Raw genomic sequence first — 24,567 nt, forward strand, 5'->3', positions numbered from 1 at the left:
TGCCCGCCCAGCCATACATGAGCACTCCCCAGCCGCCGCACCTGCCGACCTCCGATGCATCCACTCCGCTGATACCTGCGGCAACCGGCGGCGGCGGGCCTCTGGGTGAAACGAAGATGCGCGAAATCGCGGTGCGGATCTCGCAGTACTTCCGCGATTTCCTTGAATCGGATTTCAAGCGCGCGCAGGCACCGCGGCGCCGCATCGTGCTTACCAGCGATTCCGGCTTCCGCGCGGGCATGCGCACCGCGCCGTATCCGGCGTTGGACAAGGAGCTGTGGAAGCTGCTCAGCCGGCCCTCCGGCGAGGAGCTTTCGTTCACCATCGGCCCGCGCAGCTATACCCGGCCGATCAGCGCGACGCTGCGCCGCATCGTCGAAGAACAAGTGAACGCCATCACCGAGACCGCCATCGCCACGGTGCGCGTGGCCGTGCTGGACAAGGCGCGCGCCAGCATGGCCGGTGCACTGGAAGACCCGGAAGCCTGGGTGGAATCGGTGCAGGGCACCCTGGTGGATGCGATGTGCGTGCAGGTGGTGCGGCCGCTGATCGCGCATCTGGCCGGCCCACTGCAGGGCCAGGCGTACTGGGTGATGGATTCGCTGCACGCGGCCGAGTCGGATCTGGTCACCCGCTCCGTTGTGGATCTGCACCAGACGCTGCCGGAGGTGCTGGCGCGCTTGCTGGCCACCGGTGATGAACTGCCGCTGCAGCAGGCCTGCGAGCACCAGCTGACCCGCGACGGCACGATCAGCGCGCTGATGGCGTTCTTCGAGAACTTCGTGGCGGCCGACGCCTTCCATGAGTTCCGCGACCTGGAAACCTATGTCGCCACCGGCGATGGTCTGCAGCTGTATCTCTACGTGGGCACGCTCAAGTACGCGGGGGTGCAGTACCCGGTGTTCTACCTGCCGCTGGACGTGGTGCGGGCCAAGGATGGTTCGGGTTACACCCTGACCCTCAGCAACCGCCTGTTCGCCAACCGCCGCGCGATCGACTTCGTGCTGCAGGAACTGGCCGTGGGCATGGCCCGCGAGTGGGTGTCGCCGATCCAGGAGCGCATCCAGTACCTCGACCCGGCACAGAGCCTGTTCGAAGTGGCGGCGTCGCTGTTCCGGCAGGTGGCCAACGCGGTGGATCTGGGCGGCGACGTCTCGCTTTCCTCGTCTGCCAGCGAGGCATCCACCGCCACCGTTGCGCTGTCGCCTGCCCTGCACCTGGCTGCGTTCGAGCGCGCCGACGAGGCGCTGTTGAATGATTTCGAGGAGATCATCGACCAGGCCCGCAATGGGGGGTCGAAGCTGGTGGATCTGTTCCACGGCATGGTGGAAGGCGTGCTGATGCGCAACCCCGAGCCGATCGGGGAACGGGTGGAATCGGCCTGGGATGCGCTGCCGCTGGTGGAGCGCATGGTGTTCGATTCGCCCATTCCGCTGAACGAGGAACAGCGCAAGATCCTGCTGGCCGTGCGCGAGCCACAGGGCCGCATCGTGGTGGTCGAAGGCCCGCCCGGCACCGGCAAGTCGCACACCATCACCGCCATCGCCGCCGACTGCGCCTTCAACAAGAAGAGCTGCCTGGTGCTGTCGGACAAGACCGAAGCGCTGGACGTGGTGTACGACAAGCTGTCCGATGCGATGAGCCGGGTTCGCCATGATCGCGATTTCCCCAACCCGATCCTGCGGCTGGGCCAGCAGGCGGCCAACTTCAAGCGCCTGACTTCCACCGGCACGATCAGCCAGATTTCGGCCTTCGCCAAGGCGATGAAAGCCAACCAGCCCGCCCTTGAGAGCGAGCGCCAGGACACGGCGCAGACACTGCGGCAGGCCATCTCCACTACCGTGCAGACGCTGGGGCGTGTATCGCTTGCTGCAGTGAAGACCATGCACGAGCAGGAAGCGGCGCTGGGCGAGCGCGCCCCCGCGGTGCTGCAGCAGGTACACGCGGTGATGGATGCCAACGTGCTGTCCGAGCTGGAAGCGGTGACCGCGCAGGCGGATGCATTGGAAGCCTATCTTGCCGACCTGTTCGGCAGCACCGACTACACGCCGGCCTCACTGGACGAACGTATCCGCCGCGATGCGGTGACCACCGCCTTCCTCGCCGACCGACCGGTTAACGGCTGGGCGCTGTTCGAGTCGTTGGATGCCGAGCAGATACGGCTGCTGGGCACGCTGTTGCTGCAGTACCAGCAGCTGAAGATGCCGCTGCTGGGCTATCTGCTGCGTGGCAATGCGGTGCGCGGGCTGGAGCTTCAGCTCAACCAGCTCGGCACCACCCGCCCGCTGCTGCTCAAGCAGGATGCAGCTGCCCTGCAGGACATCGTGCAGGGCGCAAACGCGCTGCGCATGAAGCTGGAGGCCGAAGGCCTGGGCACGCAGCTGCCGGCCAGCTATCGGCAGATCGCCCACGGCGCCGCGCCGGGCCCGGGTGCGGCGGTTGCACGGCAGGCGATGACCCTGCTGGCGCGGCTCAATCCGGCCATCGTCGAGGCCCTGCTGGCCGAGCCGAAGGACGACCCCGCACTGTGGGCGCTGACCCTGCGCTTCCTGCAGGGCTGGATGGCCACGCGCAAGGCCTTCGTCGACGCGCCGCAGTACGACTATGTGGGCACCAAGACCAAGCTGGAGCGCCTGAACACCTCGGTGATGAATGCCCATGTGGATGGGCGCCTGATCAGCTTCATGGATCATCACCGCGCCGATGCGCGGGCGTTGGCGGGCGTGATCGCCAACCGGCAGAAATTCCCGGTGGACAAGTTCGAGAGCGTGCGCGAGTCGTTCCCGGTGATGATCGCCAGCATCCGCGAGTTCGGCGAATACATGCCGCTGGCACCGGACCTGTTCGACGTACTGGTGATCGACGAAGGCTCGCAGGTCTCGGTGGCGCAGGCGCTGCCGGCGCTGCTGCGCGCGCGCAAGGTGGTGGTACTGGGCGATTCCAAGCAGTTTTCCAACGTCAAGGCCGCCAACGCCAGCATCGCGCTGAACGACAAGTACCGCTCGGACCTGGTCAACTATTTCCGCACCAACGTCAGCCAGCAGGCCGACGTGCTGGAGCGGTTGGCCATGTTCGATGTGAAGCGCTCGGTGCTGGAGTTCTGCTCGCTCTCGGCCTCGTACTCGGTGATGCTGCGCAAGCATTTCCGCAGCTATGCGGAACTGATCGGGTTCTCGTCCTCCACCTTCTACAACCACCAGCTGCAGGCGCTGAAGATCCGCAGCCGGCCGCTGCAGGAGGTGATCCGCTTCAGCCAGGTCGATGCCAGTGGGCACCGCACCAGCCGCAGCACCAACGACGCCGAAGCGGCGTTCATTGCCGAGCGCCTGGTGGAACTGCTGGATACGGACGCGCCGCCCACGGTCGGCATCATCACGCCGTTCCGCGAGCAGCAGACGCTGTTGTCCAAGACGCTGTTCAACCATCCGCGCGGCCGCGAGTTCGAAGGGCGGCTTCGCCTGAAGGTGATGACGGTCGACTCCTGCCAGGGTGAGGAACGCGGACTGATCTTCTATTCGATGGTGGCGACCGCCGGCCAGGATGCGCTGAACTACATCTTCCCGGTCAGCCTTAGCGGCGCGGTGGATGCGGTGGAAGACAAGCTGAAAGTGCAGCGTCTGAATGTCGGCTTCTCCCGTGCGCAGGAGGCGATCTGGTTCGTACATTCGATGCCGGTGGATGCGTTCCGCGGCGCGATTGGCCATGCGCTGCGTTACTACGCCAGCCAGCTGGACCGCCCCGCGCCCGACGCCGCGCAGACCGATGCGCGCAGCCCGATGGAATCGAAGGTGCTGCAGTGGCTGCGGCAGACGCCGTTCGTGCTTGCCCATGGTGATGCGGTCGAGATCATTCCGCAGTTCCCGGTGGGTGACTACCTGCGCCAGCTCGACCCGACCTATCAGCACCCGGCGTGGCGGGTGGACTTCCTGGTGACCGTGCAGACCGTGCGCGGCGCGCTGCAGATCGTGATCGAGTACGACGGCTTCGAATTCCATTTCCGCCGCGACAAGCCGGTGCATGTGGGCAACCACGAGCGCTATCTGGTGGAGGCTGATGTCGAGCGCCAGCTGACCCTGGAAAGCTACGGCTACCGCTTCCTGCGCATCAACCGGTTCAACCTCGGCAGCGACCCGGTGCAGACACTGTCCGACCGGCTCTATCGCCTGATTGAAGTGGCCGGCACGGAGATCCGCTCGGCAGCGGTCGACCAGGTGATCGAGCAGGTGCAGGGGCTGGAATCGAAGGAGAAGAAAGTCTGCAGCCGCTGTGGGCAGATCCGCAGCCAGGAAGAGTTCTTCGACCCTGACCTGCGCGCCGGTGCCGGCGGGGTGGGACGGATCTGCATGCCCTGCAAGGCGGGCTAGGCGGTGCTGCCGGGTGCCAGCGTGCGCACGGCCACCGCCGCCAGCCTGCGGCTGACCAGCGTGTAGAGTTCTTCCAGTTCGGCCGCGCGCGCGTCGGTCATGTTGGTACCGAACAGTACCCGCGACAGCGCCGCCTTGTGGGTGTCGGCGGGATAGCGCGCCCGCGCCCGGTACACGGCCTGCAGCACCAGCCAGGCCAGGCGGAACCCGCCCCCGGGCAGGGGGCGGACTACGCGGTCATAGACCTGCCAGAACTGGTATTCGGCCTGCAGGTCGACCGCCGGTGCTGCGAACGGCACCGGACGCGCACGTCCATGGGCGCGCCTGCGAACCGGAGGGAAACGGGGGTTGTGCTGTGCCATGCCTACAGGATGACCCAGCAACATTGTGGGAACCTTGCGTTGGTGCCGGAATATCAGTGCTGATTGTGCAAAGTGCGGCGGATGGCCCGCTTGGGTGTAGCGATTCCGCCGGGCATGGCCCGGCGCTACCGGATTGCGTGCAGCGAAGGGCCACGCTTGGGTAGATGCCAACCTTGGTTGGCAAGGCGCGTCGGCGCCGGAGGGATTTCGCCGGGCATGGCCCGGCGCTACCAGATTGCGTGCGGCGAAGGGCCACGCTTGGGTAGATGCCAACCTTGGTTGGCAAGGCGCGTCGGCACCGGAGGGATTTCGCCGGGCATGGCCCGGCGCTACCGTATTGCGTGCGGCGAGGGCCCCGCTTGGGTAGATGCCAACCTTGGTTGGCGAGGCGCGTCGGCGCCGGAGGGATTTCGCCGGGCATGGCCCGGCGCTACCGGATTGCGTGCGACGAAGGGCTCCGCTTGGGTAGATGCCAACCTTGGTTGGCAAGGCGCGTCGGCGCCGGAGGGATTCCGCCGGGCATAGCCCGGCGCTACCAGATTGCGTGCGGCGAGGGGGCCCGCTTGGGTAGATGCCAACCTTGGTTGGCAAGGCGCGTCGGCGCCGGAGGGATTTCGCCGGGCATTGCCCGGCGCTACCCAGCCTGCCGCGAAGTGCATCCACGCATGGCGTGGATCTACTTAGAAGGTTATCGAGGTGCTGAACATCACCTTCCGGGGGGCGCTGCGCTGCAGGGTCTGGTAGTCGCCCGAGAACGACGAGCCGGCGATGGTGGCGGTGCCGATGTTGTTGCGGTTGAACAGGTTGCTTACGTCCAGCCGCAGCTCCAGCCCCGGCAGCAGGCTGTCCGGGCCCAGCGTGTAGGCCGTGTACGCGTTGACCTGCCAGAACGTTGGCACGCGGATGTCGTTTTCATAGGTGAAGGGCTGGCGCAGGTATGAGGTGCTGGTGGCACCGAAACGCCAGTCACCGAAGTGCGCGGATAGGTCGCTGACCAGCGACAGCTGCGGGTAGCCCGGCTGCGCGTTGCCCTTGATCGGGTACACGGTATCGCCCACCACGAAATCGCTGTCGTAGTACGAGCGCGCCAGCGCGATGCCCTGGTAGAACTGCAGGTGGTCGGTCAGGTCGGCGGTGATGCCGAGATCTGCGCCGATCACGTGCATCTTCGGCATCAAGCGCACTGTGTTGATCTGCGCGAACTGGGTGCCGATGGCCGCCGACAGCAGGCGGTTGCGGATGTCGTTGTAGAACACATCACCGGTCACGGTCAGGCGGTCGAAGCGGTGGCTGGCGCCCACGGTCAGGTTCCAGTTCTTCTCTGGGCGCAGGGTGCCGGCCACGCGGTCGAACTCTTTCTGGTCGCTGATGGTCCAGGCCGACGCGGTATAGCCGATGTTGCCGCGCTGGGCCACGCGATAGCCGTTCATGGTGTTGACCAGGTCGATGAAGGCATCGGTCCGCTCGGTCGGGCTCCAGTACAGCGACACGTGCGGCAGGAAGTTGCTCTTTGCGCGCAGCGTGCCGGACACCGGCCGCTCCGCTGCATCGCCGATGCCGCCACCGGTGGTGGTGAAGTCCACGGCCTTGAAGCCCAGCCCCAGCACCAGCGTGTCGGTAACGGCGTAATTGTCATGCAGGTAGAACTGCCGCGAGCGGGTCACCCAGCTGGATGCGTTGTCGGTCTGGAACGCCGGCCCGTACACATCGAACGGCCCGGTCGCCTTCAGTGGTTTGCCCTGCCCCAGCAGCGGCTGCTGGTACCACTCGGTCTTCGCGGCCGCCTTGCTCTTCTCCTGCCAGAAACCGGCGGTGAGGGTCTGCGCACCGGTCTCGAACTGCAGGTTGAACATGCCACCGAGGCGATTGAGGTGCGGCGTCTGCACCTGTTCGGAGAAAGGCGCGCCGTTGGGCGAGGGCACGGTCGGGTCGGTCAAGGTGGCCTGGGTGTGGCTGTTGGCGTTGTACAGCTGCACGTTGCCGCTGAGCGCGGGCGTGATCTGGAAGCGATGGTTGATCGACGCGACGCGGTCGCGGGTCACCTGGCCGGTGTCGTAGGGAATCAGCTCGGACAGCTCGCCGCAGGTGTAGGCGCCGCAGGACGTGTCGGCGTTCTCCGGCGAGGCCACGTAGTACGCCCATGCATAGTCCGGATAGAAGCTGTCGGCCTTCCAGCCCAGCTTGCGGATCATGTCGAAGGAGATGTTGTTGTAGCCCCACACTGCGGCCTTGCTGTCGGACAGGAACACGGTGAAGTCACCCCACGCCACATCCTGCTGGGCCTTCAGGTCACCGCGCAGGAACTTCTGGGTGCCGGCGCCCTGGTACTTGTCGGCCGACACGCGCTGCAGGTCGACCAGCAGCTTCGGGCCGTGTTCGCCCAGCTGGCCGCTCTGGCCCGAGACCGTGGTGACCCGTGTGTTGTTGCTGCCCACGCCCTGCTTGATACGCAGGCTGGGGGTGTCCTGCAGGTCGCGCAGGCGGTACTCGAGGCTGCCGCCATTGACGCTGCTGGAGAACACACTGACTGGTGCACCGCCCGGGCTGACCGTGATCGAACCGATGCCATCGGGCACGCCGACGTTGACCACGCTGGTGCCGGTAAGCGAGAGGAAGCCGTTGTCGTTCAGCGGCACGCCTTCGAAGGTGATGCCCATTTCATTCATGCGGAAACCGCGCACGAACAGGCTGGTGGCAGAAATATCCAGGCCGAGACCGTCGGTGGCGGTGTAGCTGGCACCCGGCACGTTCTTCAGCATCGACAGGCCGTTGTTGCCGGTCACCATCGCATCCAGGTCGGTGGCATTGATGACGTAGCGGTTCGGGCCCACCACCTGGGTGGGGGCGACAGCAGCACCGCGTGGGGTGGCGATGACCTGCAGCGCGTTCAAGGTGGTGGGGGTGTCGTGCGCGGCGCCGGTGGATTCGGCAGCGTGCAGCGGTGCAACGAGGGCGGTGCCGATTGCCAGGGCAAGAAGCGTAGGTGGAGTGTTCATGGCCAGATCCAGGGTGCAGGGAGAAGAGGACGCAGGCGCACGCCCAGCGCGATGCAGCGCCGGATGGCGATGCAGTGGCTGGTGACGCGATTGCGTTGAAGGCGGGACCGGCGCTGCGCACGCGCCGGTCAGCGGCAGACGAAGACGATCAGCTGCCGAACGATTCGATGGCGTGATTCGGCGTGCGCAAGTGTTGCATCGGACCGCCACATCCGCCATTGCACCGTGGGAAAGCGCGGCTATACGCAGGTATCGCTTTCGATGCCGCGCTATCACCTGCACGTTGCAGCGTGATGTCTGTGCGCTCGGTCAGCCTTTCGACTATTCGTTCCTGGCTCGACTTGCGCCGCCCTGGATGCTGAATGATCATGTCGGCGGCGGCCGCGCGGATATCTGCGATGCCTTCCGCACGCGCTGCCATGCAAGGCTCCGACGCGTTAACTCGACACTTCAAAGGACGAACGTCATGTTGAATGGATTGAAACCGCTCGCCGCAACTGCACTTTGCCTGCTCGGCCTGTCCGCCTTCGCCGAGAATGCCGCCGCCGCGCAATGGGTCGACAGCGGCCGCACTGCGTACTTCAAGCAAAGCCCCTTCTCCAGCGCATGGGAACACACCTGCACGACCGGCGGCACGCCGATCCAGGACTTCCCGGGCACCTGCGCCAACGATCCGTTCAGCGGTTGGACGACCAACTACAATGCCGCCAGCGCATCGGCCAACAACCAGCTCAATGCCTGCCACTTCGACTCGCAGAAGCTCGGCTCGGCCTGCTACGGCCTGGCGTATGCGATCAATGGGCAGGTCTACGCTGGCGGCCTGCCTGCCAGCTGCAACGTCGGTGCCCGTGCGGTGGTTGTTTCGACCCGCATGGAAACGATCGAGATCCAGAACCATGAGCTCGATGTAGAGAGCGTCCAGTCGGGCAACGAGTACGTCTGCCAGTAAAACCGTTGGTGGGACGCCACCACCGTGCGTGGCGGCGTCCTTCTTCGTATTGCCGGCTTCTTACTGCAGCACGAAGCGCTCGATCGCCCTGGCCACGCCTTCATCGGCGTTGGTGGCGGTCTCGAAGCGCGCGGTAGCCTTCACCGCATCGATGGCATTGCCCATCGCCACGCTGGTGCCGGCGTACTGCAGCATGGTGAGGTCGTTCTCCTGGTCGCCGATGGCCATCACGTTGGCGCGGTCGATGCCCAGGTGCTCGGCCAGCTTCTGCAGGCTCGGCCCCTTGCCGGCGCGGTGGTCGAATACTTCCAGGAAGAACGGCGCGCTCTTCAGCACCGCGAAGCGCTCGGTCAGCGCGGCCGGCAGGCGCGCGATGGCGGCGTCCAGCACGTCCGGCTCGTCGATCATCATCAGCTTGATGAAGGACATGCCAGGGTCCATGTCGGCCACGCGGCGGTACGACAGTGGCATGCGCGAAAGATGCGAGTCGGCCACGGTGTAGATGCTGATGTCCTGGTTGGGCGTGTACATGCGCTGCGCGTCCAGTGCCTGGAAGTGCACGCCGATCTCGCGGGCGACCTGTTCGCAGTACACGAAATCGTCGAAGCTGAGCGGATACTCGACCACGGTTTCGCGCGGGCCGATGCGCTGCACCAGGCCGCCGTTGCAGGCGATGCAGTAGTCATCGTCGCCCTCGATGCCAAGCTCATGCAGGAACGGCGCCAGCCCTGGAACCGGGCGGCCGCTGGTCAGCACGATGTGCACGCCCAGCGCGCGCGCTTGGGCGATGGCCTGCTTCACGCGCGCGGTGAGCTTGTGGGCGGGGTCCAGCAGGGTGCCATCCATATCGATGGCGACCAGTTCGATGGTCGATTGCCTGCGACCCATGTCCATCATCTTCAACCAGTGCGGGGGACGCCCATTTTAGGCCAGGCCGCCTGGCAACGCCGGCCTCATGCATCGTTCACCTCTGCGCGGCGCTGGCCGGGGATACTCGTGGGGCCTGTGCGTCCCCCACCGCAGGACGGCCCTATCGACCGCCCTTCCCTGGACACTCTTTCGACGCATGACCTACCAAGCGCCCGACGCCACTGACACCGCCCCTCTCGCCCAGCAGATTGAAGACCTGATCGACGGCCTGCCCGGCGACCATATCCGCGTCGGCACGCTGCTGCATGCGCTGGGCGACGAAGGCCTGATGCTGGTGGTGATCCTGCTGTCGGCGATCTTCCTGATTCCGGTATCGATTCCCGGGCTGAGCACGGTGTTCGGTGCGTCCATCCTGCTGATCGGCCTGAGCCGCGTGCGCGACCGTCCGTTGTGGGTGCCGCAGCGATTGGCCGACAAGCAGATCGCCACCGACAAGCTGAAAGCCAACCTGGGCCGTGCCCTGAAATGGGTGCATCGGATGGAGCGGTTGTCCCGGCCGATGCGGCTGGCAGCGATGGTGCGCTCGAAGAAGATGATGCGGTTGAACAACCTGGCGCTGGTGTTCGCCACGATCCTGCTGATGCTGCCGGCCGGGCCGATTCCCTTCAGCAACACGCTGCCGGCGCTGGCGCTGATGTCCTTTGCGATCGGCTTCATCCAGCGCGATGGCGCGGCGGTGGCAGCCGGCTACGGCTTCGTGGTGGCGTCGGTGGTGTACTTCGGTGTGCTGCTGGGCGGCGTGGGCTTTGCGGCCGAATCGGTGTTCAGTGGCTTCCGCAGCGGGTCATCGGCGCTGTAGAGCCGAGCATGGGCTCGGCTCTACAGCACGGGTGATGCGCGGGCAGCCGGCTACTTCGCCGACACCCGCCACACCACGTCGCCCACATCGTCGGCGACCAGCAGCGCGCCCTCCGCATCGATGGCCATGCCCACCGGCGCGCCCATCAACGTCTTCTCATCCTTGGACGCGAACCCGCTCACCACCGCTTCCGGGCGGCCGGCCGGCTTGCCGTCCTTGAACGGCACGTACACCACTTCGTAGCCGCTCAGGGGCGAACGGTCCCAGCTGCCGTGCTCGCCGATGAAGGCACCGCCGTGGTACTTCGCCGGCAGTGCCTGGCCGGTGTAGAACAGCAGGCCCAGCGGTGCCACGTGCGAGCCGATGGCGAAGTCCGGGCGGATTGCCTTGGCCACCAGGTCCGGCCGCTGCGGCTGCACGCGCTCGTCCACATGCTGGCCGTAGTAGCTGTAGGGCCAGCCGTAAAAGCCGTGCTCCTGCACCGAGGTGAGGTAATCGGGCACCAGGTCGGCACCGATCTCGTCGCGTTCGTTCACCACCGCCCACAGCTTGCCGGTGCTCGGCTCCCAGTCCAGGCCGGTGGGGTTGCGCAGGCCCGAGGCGTAGATGCGGCTGCCGCTGGTGGCCACGTCCACTTCCAGCACCACCGCGCGGCGGTACTCGACGGCCAGGCCGTTCTCGGTGATGTTGCTGTTGGAGCCCACGCCCACGTACAGCTTGCTGCCATCGCGGCTGGCCAGCAGTTCCTTGGTCCAGTGGTGGTTGATGGTGCTGGGCAGGTCGGTGAACTCGCTGCCCTTGTCGGACATGCGGGTTTCGCCCGGCACGTAGTGGTATTTCATGATGTTGCCGGTGTTGGCCACATACAGCGTGTCACCGATCAGCTGGATGCCGAACGGCGAGTGCAGGTTTTCGATGTACACGTGCTGGGTCCAGGTGCCGGTGCCCGGCGCGCGCCGCAGCAACGTGACCCGGTTGCCGCCCTTGCCGGCCTTGCCCGAGCGCGCCTTCACCTTGCCGGCGATCCACTGCTTGGGCGTGGTGACCGGCTCTTCGCCGGGACCGTTGCCTTCCACTACCAGCACATCACCATTGGGCAGCGACAGCAGCCGGCGCGGGTGCTGCAGGTTGGCAGCGATGCGTTCGATCTTCAGGCCGTCGGCCACCGACGGTGCCTGGCCCTCGGCCCAGCCCACGCCCTTGGGCACCTGCATCGGCGGCAACAGGTAGTTCTCGGGTTTGGGCAACGGCGGTTGCGCGCCGGACTGGTCGGCCGGGTGGTATTCGGCCTTGCCGGCACAGGCGACCAACGCCAGGGACAACGAGAGCACGCCCACGGCGGGCAGGATGCGCTTAGCCATGACGGGCTCCTTGCAGCACCGGCTGCTGCAGCGAAAGCACGATGAAGCCGAGCGCGATCAGTGCCACCGTCAGCGCAGAGAGGATGGTGCCCGGCACGGCCGCCGCATAGGCGTCGCGGCTGTGCACGAAGGCGTTCCAGACGGCCAGCACGATGGCGACCAGGTTGAGCAGGAAATCGAGGCGGTCGGTGCCGGTGGCGGTGCCGTTGCGGCGCCAGACCGCGAACAGGTTGATCAGCCGCGGCAGGATGGCGATCAGCAGGCCGAAGGTGATCAGCCACGCCGCTGACTTGCCCCACATCACCTCGGCGGTGTTGAGGTAGAGGATGTCGAAAATGAGGCCGCCCACGAAGAAGCCGAACGGTATCGGATTCAACAGGCTGAAGAGTGTTGTGCCGAGGCCGCGATGGGCCTGGGCGACGGGGTTGACCATGGTCGTGCTCCGTTCGGGGAAGGGGTGCACGGGCTGTAGTAGCACAGGGGGGCGGGAGGGGGTGCGATGATCTGGGCATCGGATGGCCTCGACGCTATGGCGATGCCCAATGCGAAGTCCGCACGACGTGGCCAGTGCCATCCAGCTCCACCGACCACGCCTCGATATGGGGCAGGAATGGATTTTCGTACCACAGCCGTTCCACGCAGGTGCCACTGCATGGGGTGCTGGCATAGCGGGAAAACCGTTGTCCACGCGGCTCTGTGACATCGGGTGCGCCCAGCGCATCGATGACGGCCTCTCGACGGTCCCCGGGCTGCAGGGAAGCGATGCCGCGCTCGGCCAGGATGGAAGTAGCCGAGCATCCCGCCACGTAAAACACGGCTGCCATCGCCAACAGCCACGCCAGGTTCTTCACGTCTGCGCCTCCGCATCCAGCTCCATGGCAGCGTCCCGTATCTCATGGAATGGCAGCATGGTTTCGAAGCCGAATTCGTGTTCCATGCTGGTGCGGACCAGGCCGCCAATGCCGTACCAGCTGGTATTGGCGTGCACATCGATGCCATGCCAACCGCCCCCTGCCAGCAGATCCAGTGTCTGCGCCCGGGGCATCTTTGTGCTTTCCTCCCGCAGCAGCGCGCGGCGGTGCCGTTTCATCAGCAGGCGCAGCTGCTTCACCGTGGTGATGTTGAATGCGCTGAGCTCCGGCAGCAGCTCGGCGATGTCGGCGTCGGTCCAGCAATCGTGACGACGGTGATACATCGACAGCACCACCTTGCGGATGGTGGCCACGGTGAGTGGGGCCAGATCGGCGCGGGCGCGGGCATTGGGGCGTTTCATCCGGTGTCCTCCGGGGAGCCTGGGCATGGTGGCATGGCGGTGGGGTTCCGGTGCGGGTGGATTGTGCCAACCAAGGTTGGCACCTACCGGGGCACCGACCAGAGCGGCGCAGTCGTCATTACAAGGCGGCATAAGTGTTTGTGACGTATTTGGCACATCCGCACATCGGCTGCGTGAAGAGGTAGGGGGTTGTTCGTTGTGTCGCGTTTGGCTCGTTGCGATGGGGCAGATCCGCCCCGCCGTCCTGCCATGCCGATTCACAACAGAAGGATTCGTGTATGAAGCGACACACGCAACGCTCCGCGCCACCGCGCTCTGCGCGCCTGGCCCTGGCCACTGCCCTGGTACTCGGCAGCCTGGCCGTTACCGCCCAGGCGCAACAGGCCGACCCACTGGCGGGTATCCAGTGGCACCTGCTCAATACCGGGCAGACGGTGCCGGCCGATACGCTGCCGGTGGCCGGCAACGATCTCAACGTCGATGGCCTGTTCCGCAATGGCATCCGTGGCCAGGGCGTGGTGATCGGCATCGTCGATGACGGCCTGCAGATCGCCCACCCGGACCTGGCCGCGAACGTGGCGGCGGTAGCGGGCAAGAACTTCGCCAACGGCTCCAACAATCCCACGCCGTCCAATCCCGATGCTGACAACCACGGCACGATGGTGGGCGGCATCGCCGGTGCGGTGGGCGCCAACAACCTGGGCGTGCGTGGCGTGGCCCCGGCGGCAACGCTGAAGGGCTTCAACGTGCTGGCCTCCAATGCGCAGGGCAACCAGCAGAGCAACATCGAATACGCCTGGTGGGATGGCGCCGAGTCGGCCGATGTGCAGGTGTTCAACAACAGCTGGGGCGCTGGCCCGGGCAACCCCAACCTGCCCGTGGCCTACAGCCAGAACACGGTGAGTTCGTACGAGCAGGCACTGTCGGGCACGCGCGGTGGCCGTGGCGGCATCTACGTGAAGTCGGCCGGCAACAACTTCAACAACGCCTCGATCAGCCAGACCCAGGACGTCTGCACCACCGATACCAAGAACCGCAACACCGGCTGTGTGCCGGCTGGCCGCGATCCACGCAACAACCTGTTCAACGTGATCACCGTGGGTGCGGTGCGCGCCGATGGCGTGCGTTCGTCGTACTCGTCCACCGGTTCGGCACTGTGGGTGTCGGCCTTTGGTGGCGAGTACGGCCTGCAGGCGCAGTACGCACCGAACCTGGTGGCACGTGCGTACGATCCGGCCATCGTCACCACCGACGTGACCGGCTGCACGCAGGGCAGCAACAAGAACACCAACCGCCAGAACACGCTGGACAGCAACCTGTCGGCGATCGACAGCACCTGCAACTACACCGCGAAGATGAACGGTACGTCGGCGTCGGCGCCGATGGTGTCGGGCGTGGCGGCGCTGGTGCTGGAGGCCAATCCGAACCTGTCCTACCGAGATGTGAAGTACATCCTCGCCACCACGGCCACCCGCAACCATCCGAACCAGCCGGCGGTGACCCTGGCCGACGGCCGCACGCTGGTGCCGGGTTGGACGGTGAATGCAGCCAACCGCGCTTACAGCAACTGGTACGGCTTCGGTGTGGTCAACGCGGCGCGCGCCGTGCAGGTCGCCGAGAACTTCCAGTCGCTGGGCCCGCTGCTGGATACGGGTTGGCGCACCACCACGCGCACGGTGGCCATCGGCAACACCTCCGCCGCCGCCGCGCGGTTGACCTTCCAGCTGGCCAATGGCGCACGCAACATCGAGTCGGTGCAGCTGGGCTTCCGGGTGAACCACAGCAATACCCGCCAGCTGCAGTTCGTGCTTGTTTCGCCCAGTGGTACGCGCAGCGTGGTGCAGCCGGCCTTCACCGCCATCGGTTCGGGTACCAATGGCGTGCAGCGCAACTTCACCAACTGGGATCTGCTGTCCAGCAATGCCTTCCTGGATGAAAGTGCCACCGGCACCTGGACGCTGGAAGTGACCGACATGGGGCAGGCCGCGAATGCTGCATCGCGCGGCAACCTCGAATTCTTCAAGATCCGCGTTCTGGGGCACTGATGATGAAAACGACCATTCTGTTGAGCACGCTCGCCTTCGCGGCGATGACCTCCCCTGCCTGGGCACAGAGCTCGGGGCAGACCCCACCGGCACGGAGCCTGTCCACCGTGGATGCACAGGAACTGAAAGCTTCGGCCACCGGCCGTTCGTTCGACGTGGGCGGCACGCGTTTCCAGCTGTCCCCGTCGACCACGGTGCAGCAGGCTGCGGGCGGCCAGTTCCGGATCACGCCGCAGGCAGCTGCCACCACCAGTTCGCGCAGCAAGCGTTCGCTGGATGGCGCGGCAGCAGCCGGCGCTGATGCCGGCGCCGGCAAGTTCGCCGCTGCGGTGTCCAACGATGGTGCGCCAGTGGTGGCGACCTCGCGGGTGAAGGTGTTCTTTACCGATGCGGCATCTGCACAGCGCGCGGCAAAGGCCACGGGCGGCACCGTGGTGAAGGTGTCCAAGGCTGCCGGTCTGGCCATCGTCGAGTACCCGTCGGTGAACGCGGCGCTGGATGCGAGCACCCGGCTGCTGTCGACTGCGGGCGTGCGCGCAGCCGAGCCGGACGTGGTGCAGTGGGAAGAGAAGAAGTGATCTAGGGCGTTGCGTGGTGCCCCCGGCCGGTTGGCTCTCCTGGCCGGCCGGGGGATTGGCGAGCGGGAGGGCGTGCCGACCAACGGTCGGCACCCACCACAATCCAATGGCACCTGCCAGATTCATTCATCGCGTGTCGACCAAGGTCGACACCTACCAGGTCGATGCGTCGTTCAGCGTGTGGCGATGCTCGCGCTGTGCGGCAGCTTGCACGCCGCCAACGCTTCACTGCCCGCGGCCGGATGTTCCGGCTCCAGCAGCAACCGCTGTACGTCCGAGAACAGCTGCTCCACCGGCATGCCGTAGGGCGCGAACAGGCGCAGGCGACCTTGGCGGTCGAACACGTAGCCGCCGGCGATGTGGCTCATCGTGTAGGTGTCCGGCAGCTGCCCGGGCTCCTTCTCGTAGAACGCCTTGAAGTCGCTGGCCATCGCCGAGAGCTGTGCCTCGTCACCGACCAGTGCCATCGCCTTCGGGTCGAACGCGTGCACATAGGTGTGCGCGACTTCGGGGGTATCGCGCGCCGGATCGACGCTGACGAATACCACCTGCAGCTGGTCGGCATCCTTGCCCATCAGGTGCTTGACCTGGCTCAGTTCGACCATGGTGGTCGGGCACACGTCCGGGCAGCTGGTGAAGCCGAAAAACAGATAGGTCACCTGCCCCTGCAGGTCCTTCGGGCCACGCAGGGTGCCGGCGCTGTCAGGCATGGTCCAGTGCTGGCCCAGTTCCTCGCAGGCGATGTCCTTGGAATAGAAATCCATGCGCGACTGCGCACTGCAGCCGGCCAGCAGGCCGAGTGCGAGGCCTGCGGCAAGCAGCGGCAAGCGCAGGGAACGAACAACGGAAGCAACACGCATCACGGGTACCACCAACACGAGGTGGGCGCGGTCTCGGTCAGGCCTGCCCTGGGGGAAGAGAGGGCTGAGGTGCCAGGGCGATCGCGCACTCCTTGCCGATCGCCCCGGCCACGGTCAGTTGATCATCATGTGGTAGTGCATGCTCCAGATGATCCAGATCGACAACGCGACCACGATGAACAGGATCACCAGGGTGAACACGAAGCTGGCGAGGTTCCAGCCACCTTCGGACTTGCGGTCCATGTGCAGGAAGTACACCAGCTGCACCAGGATCTGCGCGACCGCGAAGCCGACCAGCAGGAACAGGGTGACCGGCCGTGACAGCACCGGGTTCATCACCAGCGCGAACGGCACCACCGTCAGCAGCGCGCACAGCACGAAGCCGATCAGGTAGGACTTGGTGGAACCGTGCGCATTGCCGGCGCGCGAGGTTTCGACGTGGGCCATGTCAGAAGGCTCCGATCAGGTAGACGAAGGTGAAGACGCAGATCCACACCAGGTCCAGGAAGTGCCAGAACAGGCTCAGGCAGGACACGCGGGTGATGTTGGTCGGGGTGAGGCCGCGGCGATACACCTGGTGCATCACCACCGCCATCCAGATCAGGCCGCTGGCCACGTGCAGGCCGTGGGTGGCAACCAGGGCGAAGAACGCCGACAGGTAGGCACTGGTGCTGGGGCCGGCACCTTCATGGATGAGGTGCGAGAACTCGTACAGCTCCATGCCGATGAACGAGGCGCCGAGCACGAAGGTCACGCCCAGCCAGCGCAGCACCGCCGCCTTGTCCAGGCGGTGCATGGTCAGCACGGCCTGGCCATAGGTGATGCTGGACACCAGCAGGATGAAGGTCTCGGCCATCACGAACGGCAGCGAGAACAGTTCCTTGCCGGTCGGGCCGCCGGCGTAGGCGGTGCTGAGCACCGCGTACGAGGCGAACAGCGAGCCGAACAGCACCAGGTCGGACATGAGGTACACCCACATGCCGAACACCTTCATGCCGCCCTGTTCGTGGGCGTGATCGTGCTCGTGATGGTCGTCGTGGACCAGCACATCGCTGTCCAGTTGCGGACGGGTCAACAGGTTCATGCGCCTGCCTCCTGCAGCTTGGCGTGGTTGGCCGCTTCGGTACGCGCCACCTCTTCGGAGCTGACGTAGTAATCCACGTCCTCGTTGTAGGAGCGCGCGATCAGGGTGGCGATCATCGCGATGAAGCTGGCACCGGCCATCCACCAGATGTGCCACACCAGGGCGAAGCACAGCACCAGGATCCAGACGTTGAGGATCAGCGGCACACCGGTGTTCTTCGGCATGTGGATCGGTGCGTACTTCTTCGGCGGCGGCGGCAGGCCGCGCTTCTTCGCTTCGTGGAAGGCGTCCAGCTCATCGGCCTTGGGCACCACGGCGAAGTTGTAGAACGGCGGCGGCGATGGCGTGGCCCATTCCAGCGTGCGTGCATTCCACGGGTCGCCGGTGAGGTCGAGGTTGCGCTTGCGGTCGCGCACACTGACGTAGATCTGCACCAGCATCAGGATGATGCCCGCGAACACGAACAGCGCACCGATGAAGGCGGCGATCAGGTACGGCGTCCACGCCGGGTTGTCGTACTGGTTCATGCGCCGGGTCATGCCCATGAAGCCCAGCATGTACAGCGGCATGAAGGCCAGGTAGAAGCCGATCACCCAGCAGGCGAAGGACCACTTGCCCAGGCGCTCGTTGAGGGTGAAGCCGAACACCTTCGGGAACCAGTAGACGAAGCCGGCCAGGTAGCCGAACAGCGCACCGCCGATGATGGTGTTGTGGAAGTGCGCGACCAGGAACAGGCTGTTGTGCAGCAGGAAGTCCGCGCCCGGGATGGCCAGCAGCACGCCGGTCATGCCACCGATGGTGAAGGTGACCAGGAAGGCGATGGTCCACAGCATCGGCACGCTGAACTCCACGCGGCCGCCGTACATGGTGAACAACCAGGTGAAGATCTTCACGCCGGTGGGGATGGCGATGATCATCGTCATGATGCCGAAGAAGGCATTGACGCTGGCACCGGAGCCCATGGTGAAGAAGTGGTGCAGCCAGACGATGAAGGACAGGATGCCGATCGCGAGGGTGGCGCCGACCATCGACTTGTAGCCGAACAGCTTCTTGCGCGAGAAGGTGGCGGTCACTTCAGAGAAGATGCCGAACGCCGGCAGCACCAGGATGTACACCTCCGGGTGGCCCCAGGCCCACACCAGGTTCACGTACATCATCGGGTTGCCACCCAACGTGTTGGTGTAGAAGTTGAAGTCCAGGTAGCGGTCCAGGGTGAGCGCACCCAGGGCTACGGTCAGGATCGGGAAGGCGGCGATGATGATCACGCTGGTGACCAGCACGGTCCAGGTGAACACCGGCATCTTCATCAACGTCATGCCCGGCGCACGCATGCGCAGGATGGTGATGAACAGGTTGACGCCGGTCAGCAACGTACCGATGCCGGAGGCCTGCAACGCCCAGATGTAGTAGTCGACACCGACCCCCGGACTGAACTCGATGCCCGACAGCGGCGGATAGGCGACCCAGCCGGTCATCGCGAATTCGCCAACACCCAGCGAGATCATCATCAGCGCGGCGCCGACCACGAAGATCCAGAAGCTGAAGGCGTTGAGGAACGGGAACGCCATGTCGCGCGCGCCGATCTGCAGCGGCACGATGATGTTCATCAGGCCGACCACGAACGGGGTGGCCACGAAGAAGATCATGATCACGCCGTGCGCGGTGAAGATCTGGTCGTAGTGTTCCGGTGGCAGGAAGCCATCGCTGCCCGGCCCGGCCGCCGCCAGCTGTGCGCGCATCATCAGTGCATCGGCGAAGCCGCGCACCAGCATGACCAGCGCGACGACCACGTACATGATGCCGATCTTCTTGTGGTCCACGGTAGTGAACCAGTCGCGCCAGAGCACGCCCCACAGCTTGAAATAGCTTACCGCGCCGAGCAGCGCGAGGCCGCCCAGCACCATGGCCGCCAACGTGACCACGACGATCGGCTCGTGCAGCGGCACGGCCTCCCACGTCAATTTACCCAACATGTTCATTACTCCTGGGAAACCTGGGCACCGCCGGCAGCGCCCGCCGGGGTTGCAGCAGCGGTGTTCTCACCGACGCCGATGAACTGGTCGATGACCTTCTTGAACAGCAGCGGTTCGACGCTGGAGAAGTGCTGCACCGGCGCGTTCTTCGACGGTGCGGCCAGCGCCTTGAACTGCTCGAAGCTGAGCGCATCCGGCGCGCTGCGCACCTCGGCCACCCAGCGATCGAAGTCTTCGTTGCTGCTGGCGGTGGCGATGAACTTCATGTTCGAGAAGCCATGGCCGCTGTAGTTGCCGGACATGCCACGGAACTGGCCGGGCTCGTTGGCGATCAGGTGCAGCTGCGTGCGCATGCCGGCCATCGCGTAGATCTGTCCACCCAGCTGCGGGATGAAGAAGGTGTTCATCGTCGAGTTGGAGGTGATGTTGAACGCCAGCGCGCGGTTGGCCGGGAAGTTGAGCTGGTTGACGGTGGCGATGCCCAGGTCCGGGTACACGAACACCCACTTCCAGTCGGTGGCGATCACGTCCACGTGCAGCGGTTCGCCGGCCACGTCCAGCGGCTTGTACGGATCGAGCTCGTGGGTGGACTTCCACACGATCACCGCCAGCACCGCGATGATCAGCAACGGCACGCCCCAGACCACCACTTCCACCTTCGTGGAGTGCGACCAGTCCGGCGTGTACTTCGCCTTGGTATTGCCGGCGCGGAAGCGCCAGGCGAACACGAAGGTCAGCACGATGGCCGGCACGACGACGATCAGCATCAGGCCGATGCAGATCAGGATCAGGTCGCGCTGTGCGATCCCGACCATGCCCTTCGAATCCAGCAGCACCCAATCGCAGCCCGTCAGGGCGATGCAGGCCAGGGCGACCAGCGCCAGGCGGATGCGGTTCCAGCAGATATTCATTGGTGGTCAACCCTGTTGAAGATGCGCGCTTGACCGGCTCGCCTGCGCGCAGCGCCCGGGCGTGGAGCGGCTACACTGTGGGTACGAGGTCGCCTACAAACAGGCGAGCCACTCCAATCAAGCCCATACAAGATACAGCATTGTATGGACTTGTGCATCTGCACGTATGGAAAAATCCGACCGATGACGCCTCCTGCTGCCGGCCGCCGCCTGAAACACCCCAACCGGACTTGGGTCCGCCCGTTCCGTGAGGGCGCAGGACCGCTGTACCTGCAGATCGCCCAGCAGGTGCGTGAGGCGGTGGACGATGGCGTGCTGCGCCCGGGCGATCGCCTGCCGCCGCAGCGCGACCTGGCCCAGCAGGTGGGGGTGGACCTGACCACGGTCACCCGCGCCTTCGCCGAACTGCGCCAGGCCGGCCTGCTGGACGCGCAGGGCGCGGGCGGCACCTTCATTGCGATGTCCGCCGGCAACCGCAGCACCTCGGTCGACCTGAGCATGAACATCCCGCCGCTGCTGGGCAGCGCGCCGTTCGCACAGGGCATGGAGGCCGGTTTCCAGCACCTGGGCCAGCAGCTGGGCCAGGGCGAGCTGATGAGCTACCACGTCGGTGCCGGCAGCCGCGACGACCGCGCTGCGGCCGTGCAATGGCTGGCGCCGGTGCTCGGCCCGGTGGGCGCCGAGCGGGTGGTGATCTGCCCCGGCGCGCAGACTGCGCTGTGCGCACTGATCCTGGCCCGCACCCAGCCGGGCGAACTGATCGCCGCCGAGCAGTTGACCTATCCGGGCCTGCTGGCCGCTGCGCGCGTGCTGCAGCGGGGCGTGGTGCCGGTGGCGATGGACGCCGAGGGCATGCTGCCCGATGCCCTGGACGAAGCCTGCCAGCTGCGCCGGCCGCGCCTGCTGTACCTGGTGCCGACCATCCAGAACCCGACCACGGCGACAATGTCGGCGCAGCGCCGGCAGGCCCTGCTGGCGGTGGCAAGGCGGCACGAACTGACCGTGGTCGAGGACGATCCCTACTGGCTGCTGGCCGGCGATGCCGCGCCGCCGCTGGCCGCGCTGGCCGACGGTGGCTGCCCGGTCTACTACATCTCCACCCTGTCCAAGTGCCTGGCCCCCGGCCTGCGCACGGCCTACCTGGTAGTGCCGGGCGGCGAGCCGATGGAGCCGGTGCTGGACGCCCTGCGTGCGATCGCGCTGATGCCCACCCAGTCGATGGTGGCCGTGGCCTCGCACTGGATCCGCACCGGCCAGGCGCAGGCGATGGTGCAGCGCTTCCAGCAGGAACTGCGCGAGCGCCAGGCCATTGCTGCCCGCTACCTGCCCGCCCGCCGCCAGGCCCACCCGGCCGGCCTGCATGTGTGGCTGCCGTTGCCGCCGCGGCTGGACCAGTACCGGCTGATCCAGGCGGCACAGGAACAGGGCCTGGGCATTGCCAGCTCCGACGCCTTCAGCGTGGAGGAACCGCCACCGGGCAACGCCATCCGCCTGTCGCTGGGCGGTGCGGTGGACCAGGAGGCACTGGCCGGCGCGCTGGCCAAGCTGAACGAGATCCTGTCCGAGGCGCCCGACGCGCGGCATTCGGCGATCGTCTGAGCCATCCCGTGGGCCATACCCATACAAGATGATATCTTGTATGCAATGTATGGACGGAGGATGTGCCGCAGATGGCCGCCGACAAACTGAAGTTCCACCTGGTGATGGCCGGCTGCGGCGGGTTCGTCGTGCTGATGCTGGCCGCCCTGGCCTGGGTCTGCCTGCAACCGCAGACCGTGGATGTGCAGGCCGCCGAGCGCCACGCCATTGAACAGTGCCTGCAACGCAGCGAGGACGCGGCGCGCAGCGAGATCCAGCGCCGCGCCCAGGCCGACTCCTGCCGCGAGATGCGCAAGCAGTACGTGCACAAGTTCGGCGCGGACGGCTCCTGATGGGCGCAGCCGCGCCGCGCCCACGCCGTTCGATGCTGCCGGTGATGATCGCCCTCGCCTGCCTGTTCATGGCCGGCGTGGCGGCGGCACTGTGGCAGTACTTCGGCTATGGCGAGCAGTCCACGTTTGCCGAACAGGCCATCGTCTTCGATGACTCGCAGCTGCGGTTGCCGGCGGAACTGGCCGGTAACACCGGCCGCATCCGCGTGGTGCATTTCTGGGACCCGGCCTGCGGCGTGTGCAACCGGGAAACCGGTGCGCACCTGAGCTACCTGATCAGCATGTATCGCCGCGCCGGCATCGACTTCTATGCCATCCGCCGCCCCGGCACCCAGGGTGAACTGCCCGAGCCGCTGCGCAGCAAGGTGATCACCCTGCCGACCATCGACGGCATCGGGAACATTCCGGCCAGCCCGGCGGTGGCGATCTGGGACCGCCAGGGCCACCTGGCCTATGCCGGCCCGTACAGCATCGGCATGGTCTGCAATTCGGCCAACAGCTTCGTCGAACCGTTGCTGGACAAACTGGTGCGCGGGGAAACCGTGCGCCCGAAAGGACTGCTTGCCGTGGGCTGCTACTGCCCCTGGCAGGCCCAGCGCTGAGGACGCGCGATGACATCACCGACGCTGGCTGGCGCAGCCGCCACACACAACAACGGCGGTCACCTGTCCGAACCGACCGATGGTTATGGACAGGCTCCCGCCGTTGGAAGCAACGATACGCCCCGACATCCTCCGTACATGCCGCGACCCGATGTCGCAGGGCCTGGCATTGCAGGGCTGGGCTGGGTGCAGGACGTGCACGTGCACAGCGGCCCGATCTACCTGCGCATCGTCAACACGCTGGAACGCACCATCAATCGCGGTGGCCTTGCGCCCGGGCAACGGCTGCCCTCGCAGCGCGCGTTGGCGCAGCAGCTCGGCGTGGATCTGACCACGGTGACCCGCGCCTTCGATGAAGCACGCAAGCGTGGACTGATCGAAGCACGCGGGCCACAGGGCAGCTTCATCGCGCCGCCCAAGGCGGGCTTTGACCAGGCCGTCGATCTCAGCATGAACGTGCCACCGGTACCCGACGCCGATGCACTGGCGGAAATGCTGCGTCGAGGCGCCGCGGCGGTGCTTGCGCGCAGCAATGCGCCGAACCTGATGACCTATCACCTGGGCGGTGGCAACCCGACCGACCGCCACGCGGCGGCGCGCTGGCTGCAGCCGATGCTGGGCACGGTGGACGACGCACGCCTGCTGCTGACCGAAGGCGCGCAGGTGGCGCTGGCGGCGATCCTGCTCAGCCAGGGGCGCGAGGGCGATGCGATCCTCTGCGACCGGTTGGTGTATCCGGGTCTGCTGCAGGCCGCCGCCGCACTGGGACGGCGGCTGGTCACGGTGGAGGGCGACGAACACGGCATGTGCCCGGAGGCGCTGGCCCGCCGGGCGCGGGAATGTGGCGCGCGACTGGTCTACCTCAACCCCACCTGCCAGAACCCAACGGCACTGACCGTGCCCACCACGCGGCGCGAAGCGTTGGCGCGGGTGCTGGAGCGCGAAGGCCTGCTGGCGATCGAGGACGATCCGTACTGGCACCTGGCCGTCACCGCGCCCATTCCGCTGGCGACGCTGGCACCGCGACACGTGTTCCATGTGGCCACGCTTTCAAAGGTGATCAGCCCTGGCCTGCGTACCGCGTTCGTGCAATGCCCGGGCGCCGCCCATGCCGAGGCGATGGCCACCGCACTGCGTGCCACGCGGTTGATGGGTCACCCGCTGGTATCCGCGCTGGCCAGCCAGCTGCTGCTGGATGGCTCGGCGCAGGCGCTGCTGGCGCAGGTACGCGAGGAAGCGCGAGAGCGCACTCGGATGGCGCGGTATCTGCTGGCGCCCTCGTTGCTGGAGCGCGCCGATGGGCTGCATGCGTGGTGCCGGGTGCCAGCGCCGTGGACCGACGCCACGCTGGTGCGTACGGCGCAGCTGCAGGGCCTGGCGATCGCGCCTTCATCGGCGTTCTGTTCGCCGGGCGCAACGTTCGCGAGCGGGGTGCGGCTGTCGTTGGGATTGGCTGCGGACCGGCGGCAACTGGAAAACGCGCTGCGGCGGATCGATCGGTTGTTGTTGTCCGATGCGCTGCCGGCGATTGACCGGTAGTGGAAGGGCA

General features: G+C 66.2%; 22 protein-coding genes. 9 read left to right on the forward strand and 13 right to left on the reverse strand.

What is annotated here, in order from left to right; genetic code table 11:
• The first annotated feature begins 17 nt into the window (after window positions 1-17).
• Window positions 18-4,364: an AAA domain-containing protein gene (locus tag CR918_RS17900; RefSeq protein ID WP_133119704.1), complete on the forward strand. Its 4,347-nt coding sequence runs from the start codon at window positions 18-20 to the stop codon at window positions 4,362-4,364.
• On the opposite strand, the gene CR918_RS17905 is transcribed toward CR918_RS17900, so the two are convergent.
• The 3 genes from CR918_RS17905 to CR918_RS21095 all read right to left on the reverse strand — a co-directional run bounded on the left by CR918_RS17905 (window position 4,361) and on the right by CR918_RS21095 (window position 8,143).
• The gene (locus tag CR918_RS17905) at window positions 4,361-4,663 is read right to left on the reverse strand and encodes a hypothetical protein (protein ID WP_223486888.1); all 303 of its coding nucleotides are present in this window, start codon (window positions 4,661-4,663) and stop codon (window positions 4,361-4,363) included. The two genes, CR918_RS17900 and CR918_RS17905, sit on opposite strands and share 4 nt — an antisense overlap.
• Window positions 4,664-5,406: 743 nt before the next feature.
• Window positions 5,407-7,722, reverse strand: a complete 2,316-nt coding sequence (locus CR918_RS17910) for a TonB-dependent receptor (RefSeq protein WP_099844003.1) — start codon at window positions 7,720-7,722, stop codon at window positions 5,407-5,409.
• A gap of 148 nt (window positions 7,723-7,870) precedes the next feature.
• A complete protein-coding gene (locus CR918_RS21095; protein ID WP_133119705.1) occupies window positions 7,871-8,143 on the reverse strand; it encodes a hypothetical protein in 273 nt (90 codons plus the stop codon).
• A gap of 45 nt (window positions 8,144-8,188) precedes the next feature.
• On the opposite strand from CR918_RS21095, the gene CR918_RS17915 reads away from it, so the two are divergent.
• Window positions 8,189-8,671 (forward strand): hypothetical protein, encoded by a 483-nt coding sequence (locus CR918_RS17915; protein WP_032976916.1) that lies wholly within the window; start codon window positions 8,189-8,191, stop codon window positions 8,669-8,671.
• Window positions 8,672-8,731: 60 nt separating this feature from the next.
• Here the strand turns inward: CR918_RS17915 and yidA are convergent, their stop codons facing one another.
• The gene (gene yidA, locus CR918_RS17920; RefSeq protein WP_099844004.1) at window positions 8,732-9,565 is read right to left on the reverse strand and encodes a sugar-phosphatase; all 834 of its coding nucleotides are present in this window, start codon (window positions 9,563-9,565) and stop codon (window positions 8,732-8,734) included.
• Between the two features lie 172 nt (window positions 9,566-9,737).
• On the opposite strand from yidA, the gene CR918_RS17925 reads away from it, so the two are divergent.
• Entirely contained in the window at window positions 9,738-10,400 is a 663-nt protein-coding gene (locus tag CR918_RS17925) for an exopolysaccharide biosynthesis protein (protein ID WP_025877405.1), read from the forward strand.
• Window positions 10,401-10,450: 50 nt separating this feature from the next.
• Here the strand turns inward: CR918_RS17925 and CR918_RS17930 are convergent, their stop codons facing one another.
• The 4 genes from CR918_RS17930 to CR918_RS17945 form a co-directional block, all read right to left on the reverse strand.
• Entirely contained in the window at window positions 10,451-11,761 is a 1,311-nt protein-coding gene (locus CR918_RS17930) for a PQQ-dependent sugar dehydrogenase (protein ID WP_059065442.1), read from the reverse strand.
• Entirely contained in the window at window positions 11,754-12,194 is a 441-nt protein-coding gene (locus CR918_RS17935; protein ID WP_099844006.1) for a DUF2231 domain-containing protein, read from the reverse strand. The genes CR918_RS17930 and CR918_RS17935 overlap by 8 nt, the downstream gene beginning before the upstream one ends.
• Window positions 12,195-12,288: 94 nt before the next feature.
• Window positions 12,289-12,612, reverse strand: coding sequence for a hypothetical protein (locus tag CR918_RS17940; RefSeq protein ID WP_099844008.1), 324 nt, complete (start codon window positions 12,610-12,612; stop codon window positions 12,289-12,291).
• The gene (locus tag CR918_RS17945) at window positions 12,609-12,986 is read right to left on the reverse strand and encodes a hypothetical protein (RefSeq protein ID WP_243379141.1); all 378 of its coding nucleotides are present in this window, start codon (window positions 12,984-12,986) and stop codon (window positions 12,609-12,611) included. The genes CR918_RS17940 and CR918_RS17945 overlap by 4 nt, the downstream gene beginning before the upstream one ends.
• 326 nt (window positions 12,987-13,312) lie before the next feature.
• Here CR918_RS17945 and CR918_RS17950 point away from each other — a divergent pair, with 326 nt between their 5' ends.
• Window positions 13,313-15,079, forward strand: coding sequence for a S8 family serine peptidase (locus tag CR918_RS17950; protein WP_025877415.1), 1,767 nt, complete (start codon window positions 13,313-13,315; stop codon window positions 15,077-15,079).
• On the forward strand, window positions 15,079-15,657 hold the full coding sequence (locus CR918_RS17955) for a S8 family serine peptidase (protein WP_025877417.1): 579 nt from the start codon (window positions 15,079-15,081) through the stop codon (window positions 15,655-15,657). The genes CR918_RS17950 and CR918_RS17955 overlap by 1 nt, the downstream gene beginning before the upstream one ends.
• Window positions 15,658-15,830: 173 nt before the next feature.
• On the opposite strand, the gene CR918_RS17960 is transcribed toward CR918_RS17955, so the two are convergent.
• The 5 genes from CR918_RS17960 to cyoA form a co-directional block, all read right to left on the reverse strand.
• A complete protein-coding gene (locus tag CR918_RS17960; protein WP_099844424.1) occupies window positions 15,831-16,517 on the reverse strand; it encodes an SCO family protein in 687 nt (228 codons plus the stop codon).
• A 114-nt stretch (window positions 16,518-16,631) separates the two neighbouring features.
• On the reverse strand, window positions 16,632-16,964 hold the full coding sequence (cyoD, locus tag CR918_RS17965) for a cytochrome o ubiquinol oxidase subunit IV (RefSeq protein WP_025877422.1): 333 nt from the start codon (window positions 16,962-16,964) through the stop codon (window positions 16,632-16,634).
• 1 nt (window position 16,965) lies between these two features.
• Entirely contained in the window at window positions 16,966-17,601 is a 636-nt protein-coding gene (cyoC, locus tag CR918_RS17970; protein ID WP_099844012.1) for a cytochrome o ubiquinol oxidase subunit III, read from the reverse strand.
• A complete protein-coding gene (cyoB, locus tag CR918_RS17975) occupies window positions 17,598-19,574 on the reverse strand; it encodes a cytochrome o ubiquinol oxidase subunit I (protein ID WP_025877427.1) in 1,977 nt (658 codons plus the stop codon). Before cyoB ends, cyoC begins: the two co-directional genes overlap by 4 nt.
• Window positions 19,575-19,579: 5 nt before the next feature.
• Entirely contained in the window at window positions 19,580-20,485 is a 906-nt protein-coding gene (cyoA, locus tag CR918_RS17980; RefSeq protein ID WP_025877429.1) for a ubiquinol oxidase subunit II, read from the reverse strand.
• A gap of 183 nt (window positions 20,486-20,668) precedes the next feature.
• On the opposite strand from cyoA, the gene CR918_RS17985 reads away from it, so the two are divergent.
• From CR918_RS17985 to CR918_RS18000, 4 genes are all read left to right on the forward strand, one after another.
• Window positions 20,669-22,084, forward strand: a complete 1,416-nt coding sequence (locus CR918_RS17985; RefSeq protein WP_049466404.1) for an aminotransferase-like domain-containing protein — start codon at window positions 20,669-20,671, stop codon at window positions 22,082-22,084.
• A gap of 71 nt (window positions 22,085-22,155) precedes the next feature.
• On the forward strand, window positions 22,156-22,416 hold the full coding sequence (locus CR918_RS17990; protein ID WP_025877432.1) for a hypothetical protein: 261 nt from the start codon (window positions 22,156-22,158) through the stop codon (window positions 22,414-22,416).
• Complete coding sequence (locus CR918_RS17995) at window positions 22,416-23,018, forward strand: DUF6436 domain-containing protein (protein ID WP_099785736.1); 603 nt, start codon at window positions 22,416-22,418, stop codon at window positions 23,016-23,018. The genes CR918_RS17990 and CR918_RS17995 overlap by 1 nt, the downstream gene beginning before the upstream one ends.
• Before the next feature lie 9 nt (window positions 23,019-23,027).
• Window positions 23,028-24,557 carry an aminotransferase-like domain-containing protein gene (locus tag CR918_RS18000; protein WP_099844014.1) on the forward strand — a complete coding sequence of 510 codons (1,530 nt, stop codon included), beginning with the start codon at window positions 23,028-23,030 and terminating at the stop codon, window positions 24,555-24,557.
• Window positions 24,558-24,567: the final 10 nt, after the last annotated feature.

This window comes from Stenotrophomonas indicatrix, from assembly GCF_002750975.1.
GTDB lineage: Bacteria > Pseudomonadota > Gammaproteobacteria > Xanthomonadales > Xanthomonadaceae > Stenotrophomonas > Stenotrophomonas indicatrix.

Bases quoted from the DNA above. Each gene is read 5' to 3' on its own strand.
- CR918_RS17900 (WP_133119704.1), top strand. From the start codon at position 18: ATGAGCACTCCCCAGCCGCCGCACCTGCCGACCTCCGATGCATCCACT.
- CR918_RS17910 (WP_099844003.1), bottom strand. From the start codon at position 7,722: ATGAACACTCCACCTACGCTTCTTGCCCTGGCAATCGGCACCGCCCTC.
- CR918_RS21095 (WP_133119705.1), bottom strand. From the start codon at position 8,143: ATGGCAGCGCGTGCGGAAGGCATCGCAGATATCCGCGCGGCCGCCGCC.
- CR918_RS17915 (WP_032976916.1), top strand. From the start codon at position 8,189: ATGTTGAATGGATTGAAACCGCTCGCCGCAACTGCACTTTGCCTGCTC.
- yidA (WP_099844004.1), bottom strand. From the start codon at position 9,565: ATGGACATGGGTCGCAGGCAATCGACCATCGAACTGGTCGCCATCGAT.
- CR918_RS17925 (WP_025877405.1), top strand. From the start codon at position 9,738: ATGACCTACCAAGCGCCCGACGCCACTGACACCGCCCCTCTCGCCCAG.
- CR918_RS17930 (WP_059065442.1), bottom strand. From the start codon at position 11,761: ATGGCTAAGCGCATCCTGCCCGCCGTGGGCGTGCTCTCGTTGTCCCTG.
- CR918_RS17935 (WP_099844006.1), bottom strand. From the start codon at position 12,194: ATGGTCAACCCCGTCGCCCAGGCCCATCGCGGCCTCGGCACAACACTC.
- CR918_RS17950 (WP_025877415.1), top strand. From the start codon at position 13,313: ATGAAGCGACACACGCAACGCTCCGCGCCACCGCGCTCTGCGCGCCTG.
- CR918_RS17955 (WP_025877417.1), top strand. From the start codon at position 15,079: ATGATGAAAACGACCATTCTGTTGAGCACGCTCGCCTTCGCGGCGATG.
- CR918_RS17960 (WP_099844424.1), bottom strand. From the start codon at position 16,517: ATGCGTGTTGCTTCCGTTGTTCGTTCCCTGCGCTTGCCGCTGCTTGCC.
- cyoD (WP_025877422.1), bottom strand. From the start codon at position 16,964: ATGGCCCACGTCGAAACCTCGCGCGCCGGCAATGCGCACGGTTCCACC.
- cyoC (WP_099844012.1), bottom strand. From the start codon at position 17,601: ATGAACCTGTTGACCCGTCCGCAACTGGACAGCGATGTGCTGGTCCAC.
- cyoB (WP_025877427.1), bottom strand. From the start codon at position 19,574: ATGTTGGGTAAATTGACGTGGGAGGCCGTGCCGCTGCACGAGCCGATC.
- cyoA (WP_025877429.1), bottom strand. From the start codon at position 20,485: ATGAATATCTGCTGGAACCGCATCCGCCTGGCGCTGGTCGCCCTGGCC.
- CR918_RS17985 (WP_049466404.1), top strand. From the start codon at position 20,669: ATGACGCCTCCTGCTGCCGGCCGCCGCCTGAAACACCCCAACCGGACT.
- CR918_RS17990 (WP_025877432.1), top strand. From the start codon at position 22,156: ATGGCCGCCGACAAACTGAAGTTCCACCTGGTGATGGCCGGCTGCGGC.
- CR918_RS17995 (WP_099785736.1), top strand. From the start codon at position 22,416: ATGGGCGCAGCCGCGCCGCGCCCACGCCGTTCGATGCTGCCGGTGATG.
- CR918_RS18000 (WP_099844014.1), top strand. From the start codon at position 23,028: ATGACATCACCGACGCTGGCTGGCGCAGCCGCCACACACAACAACGGC.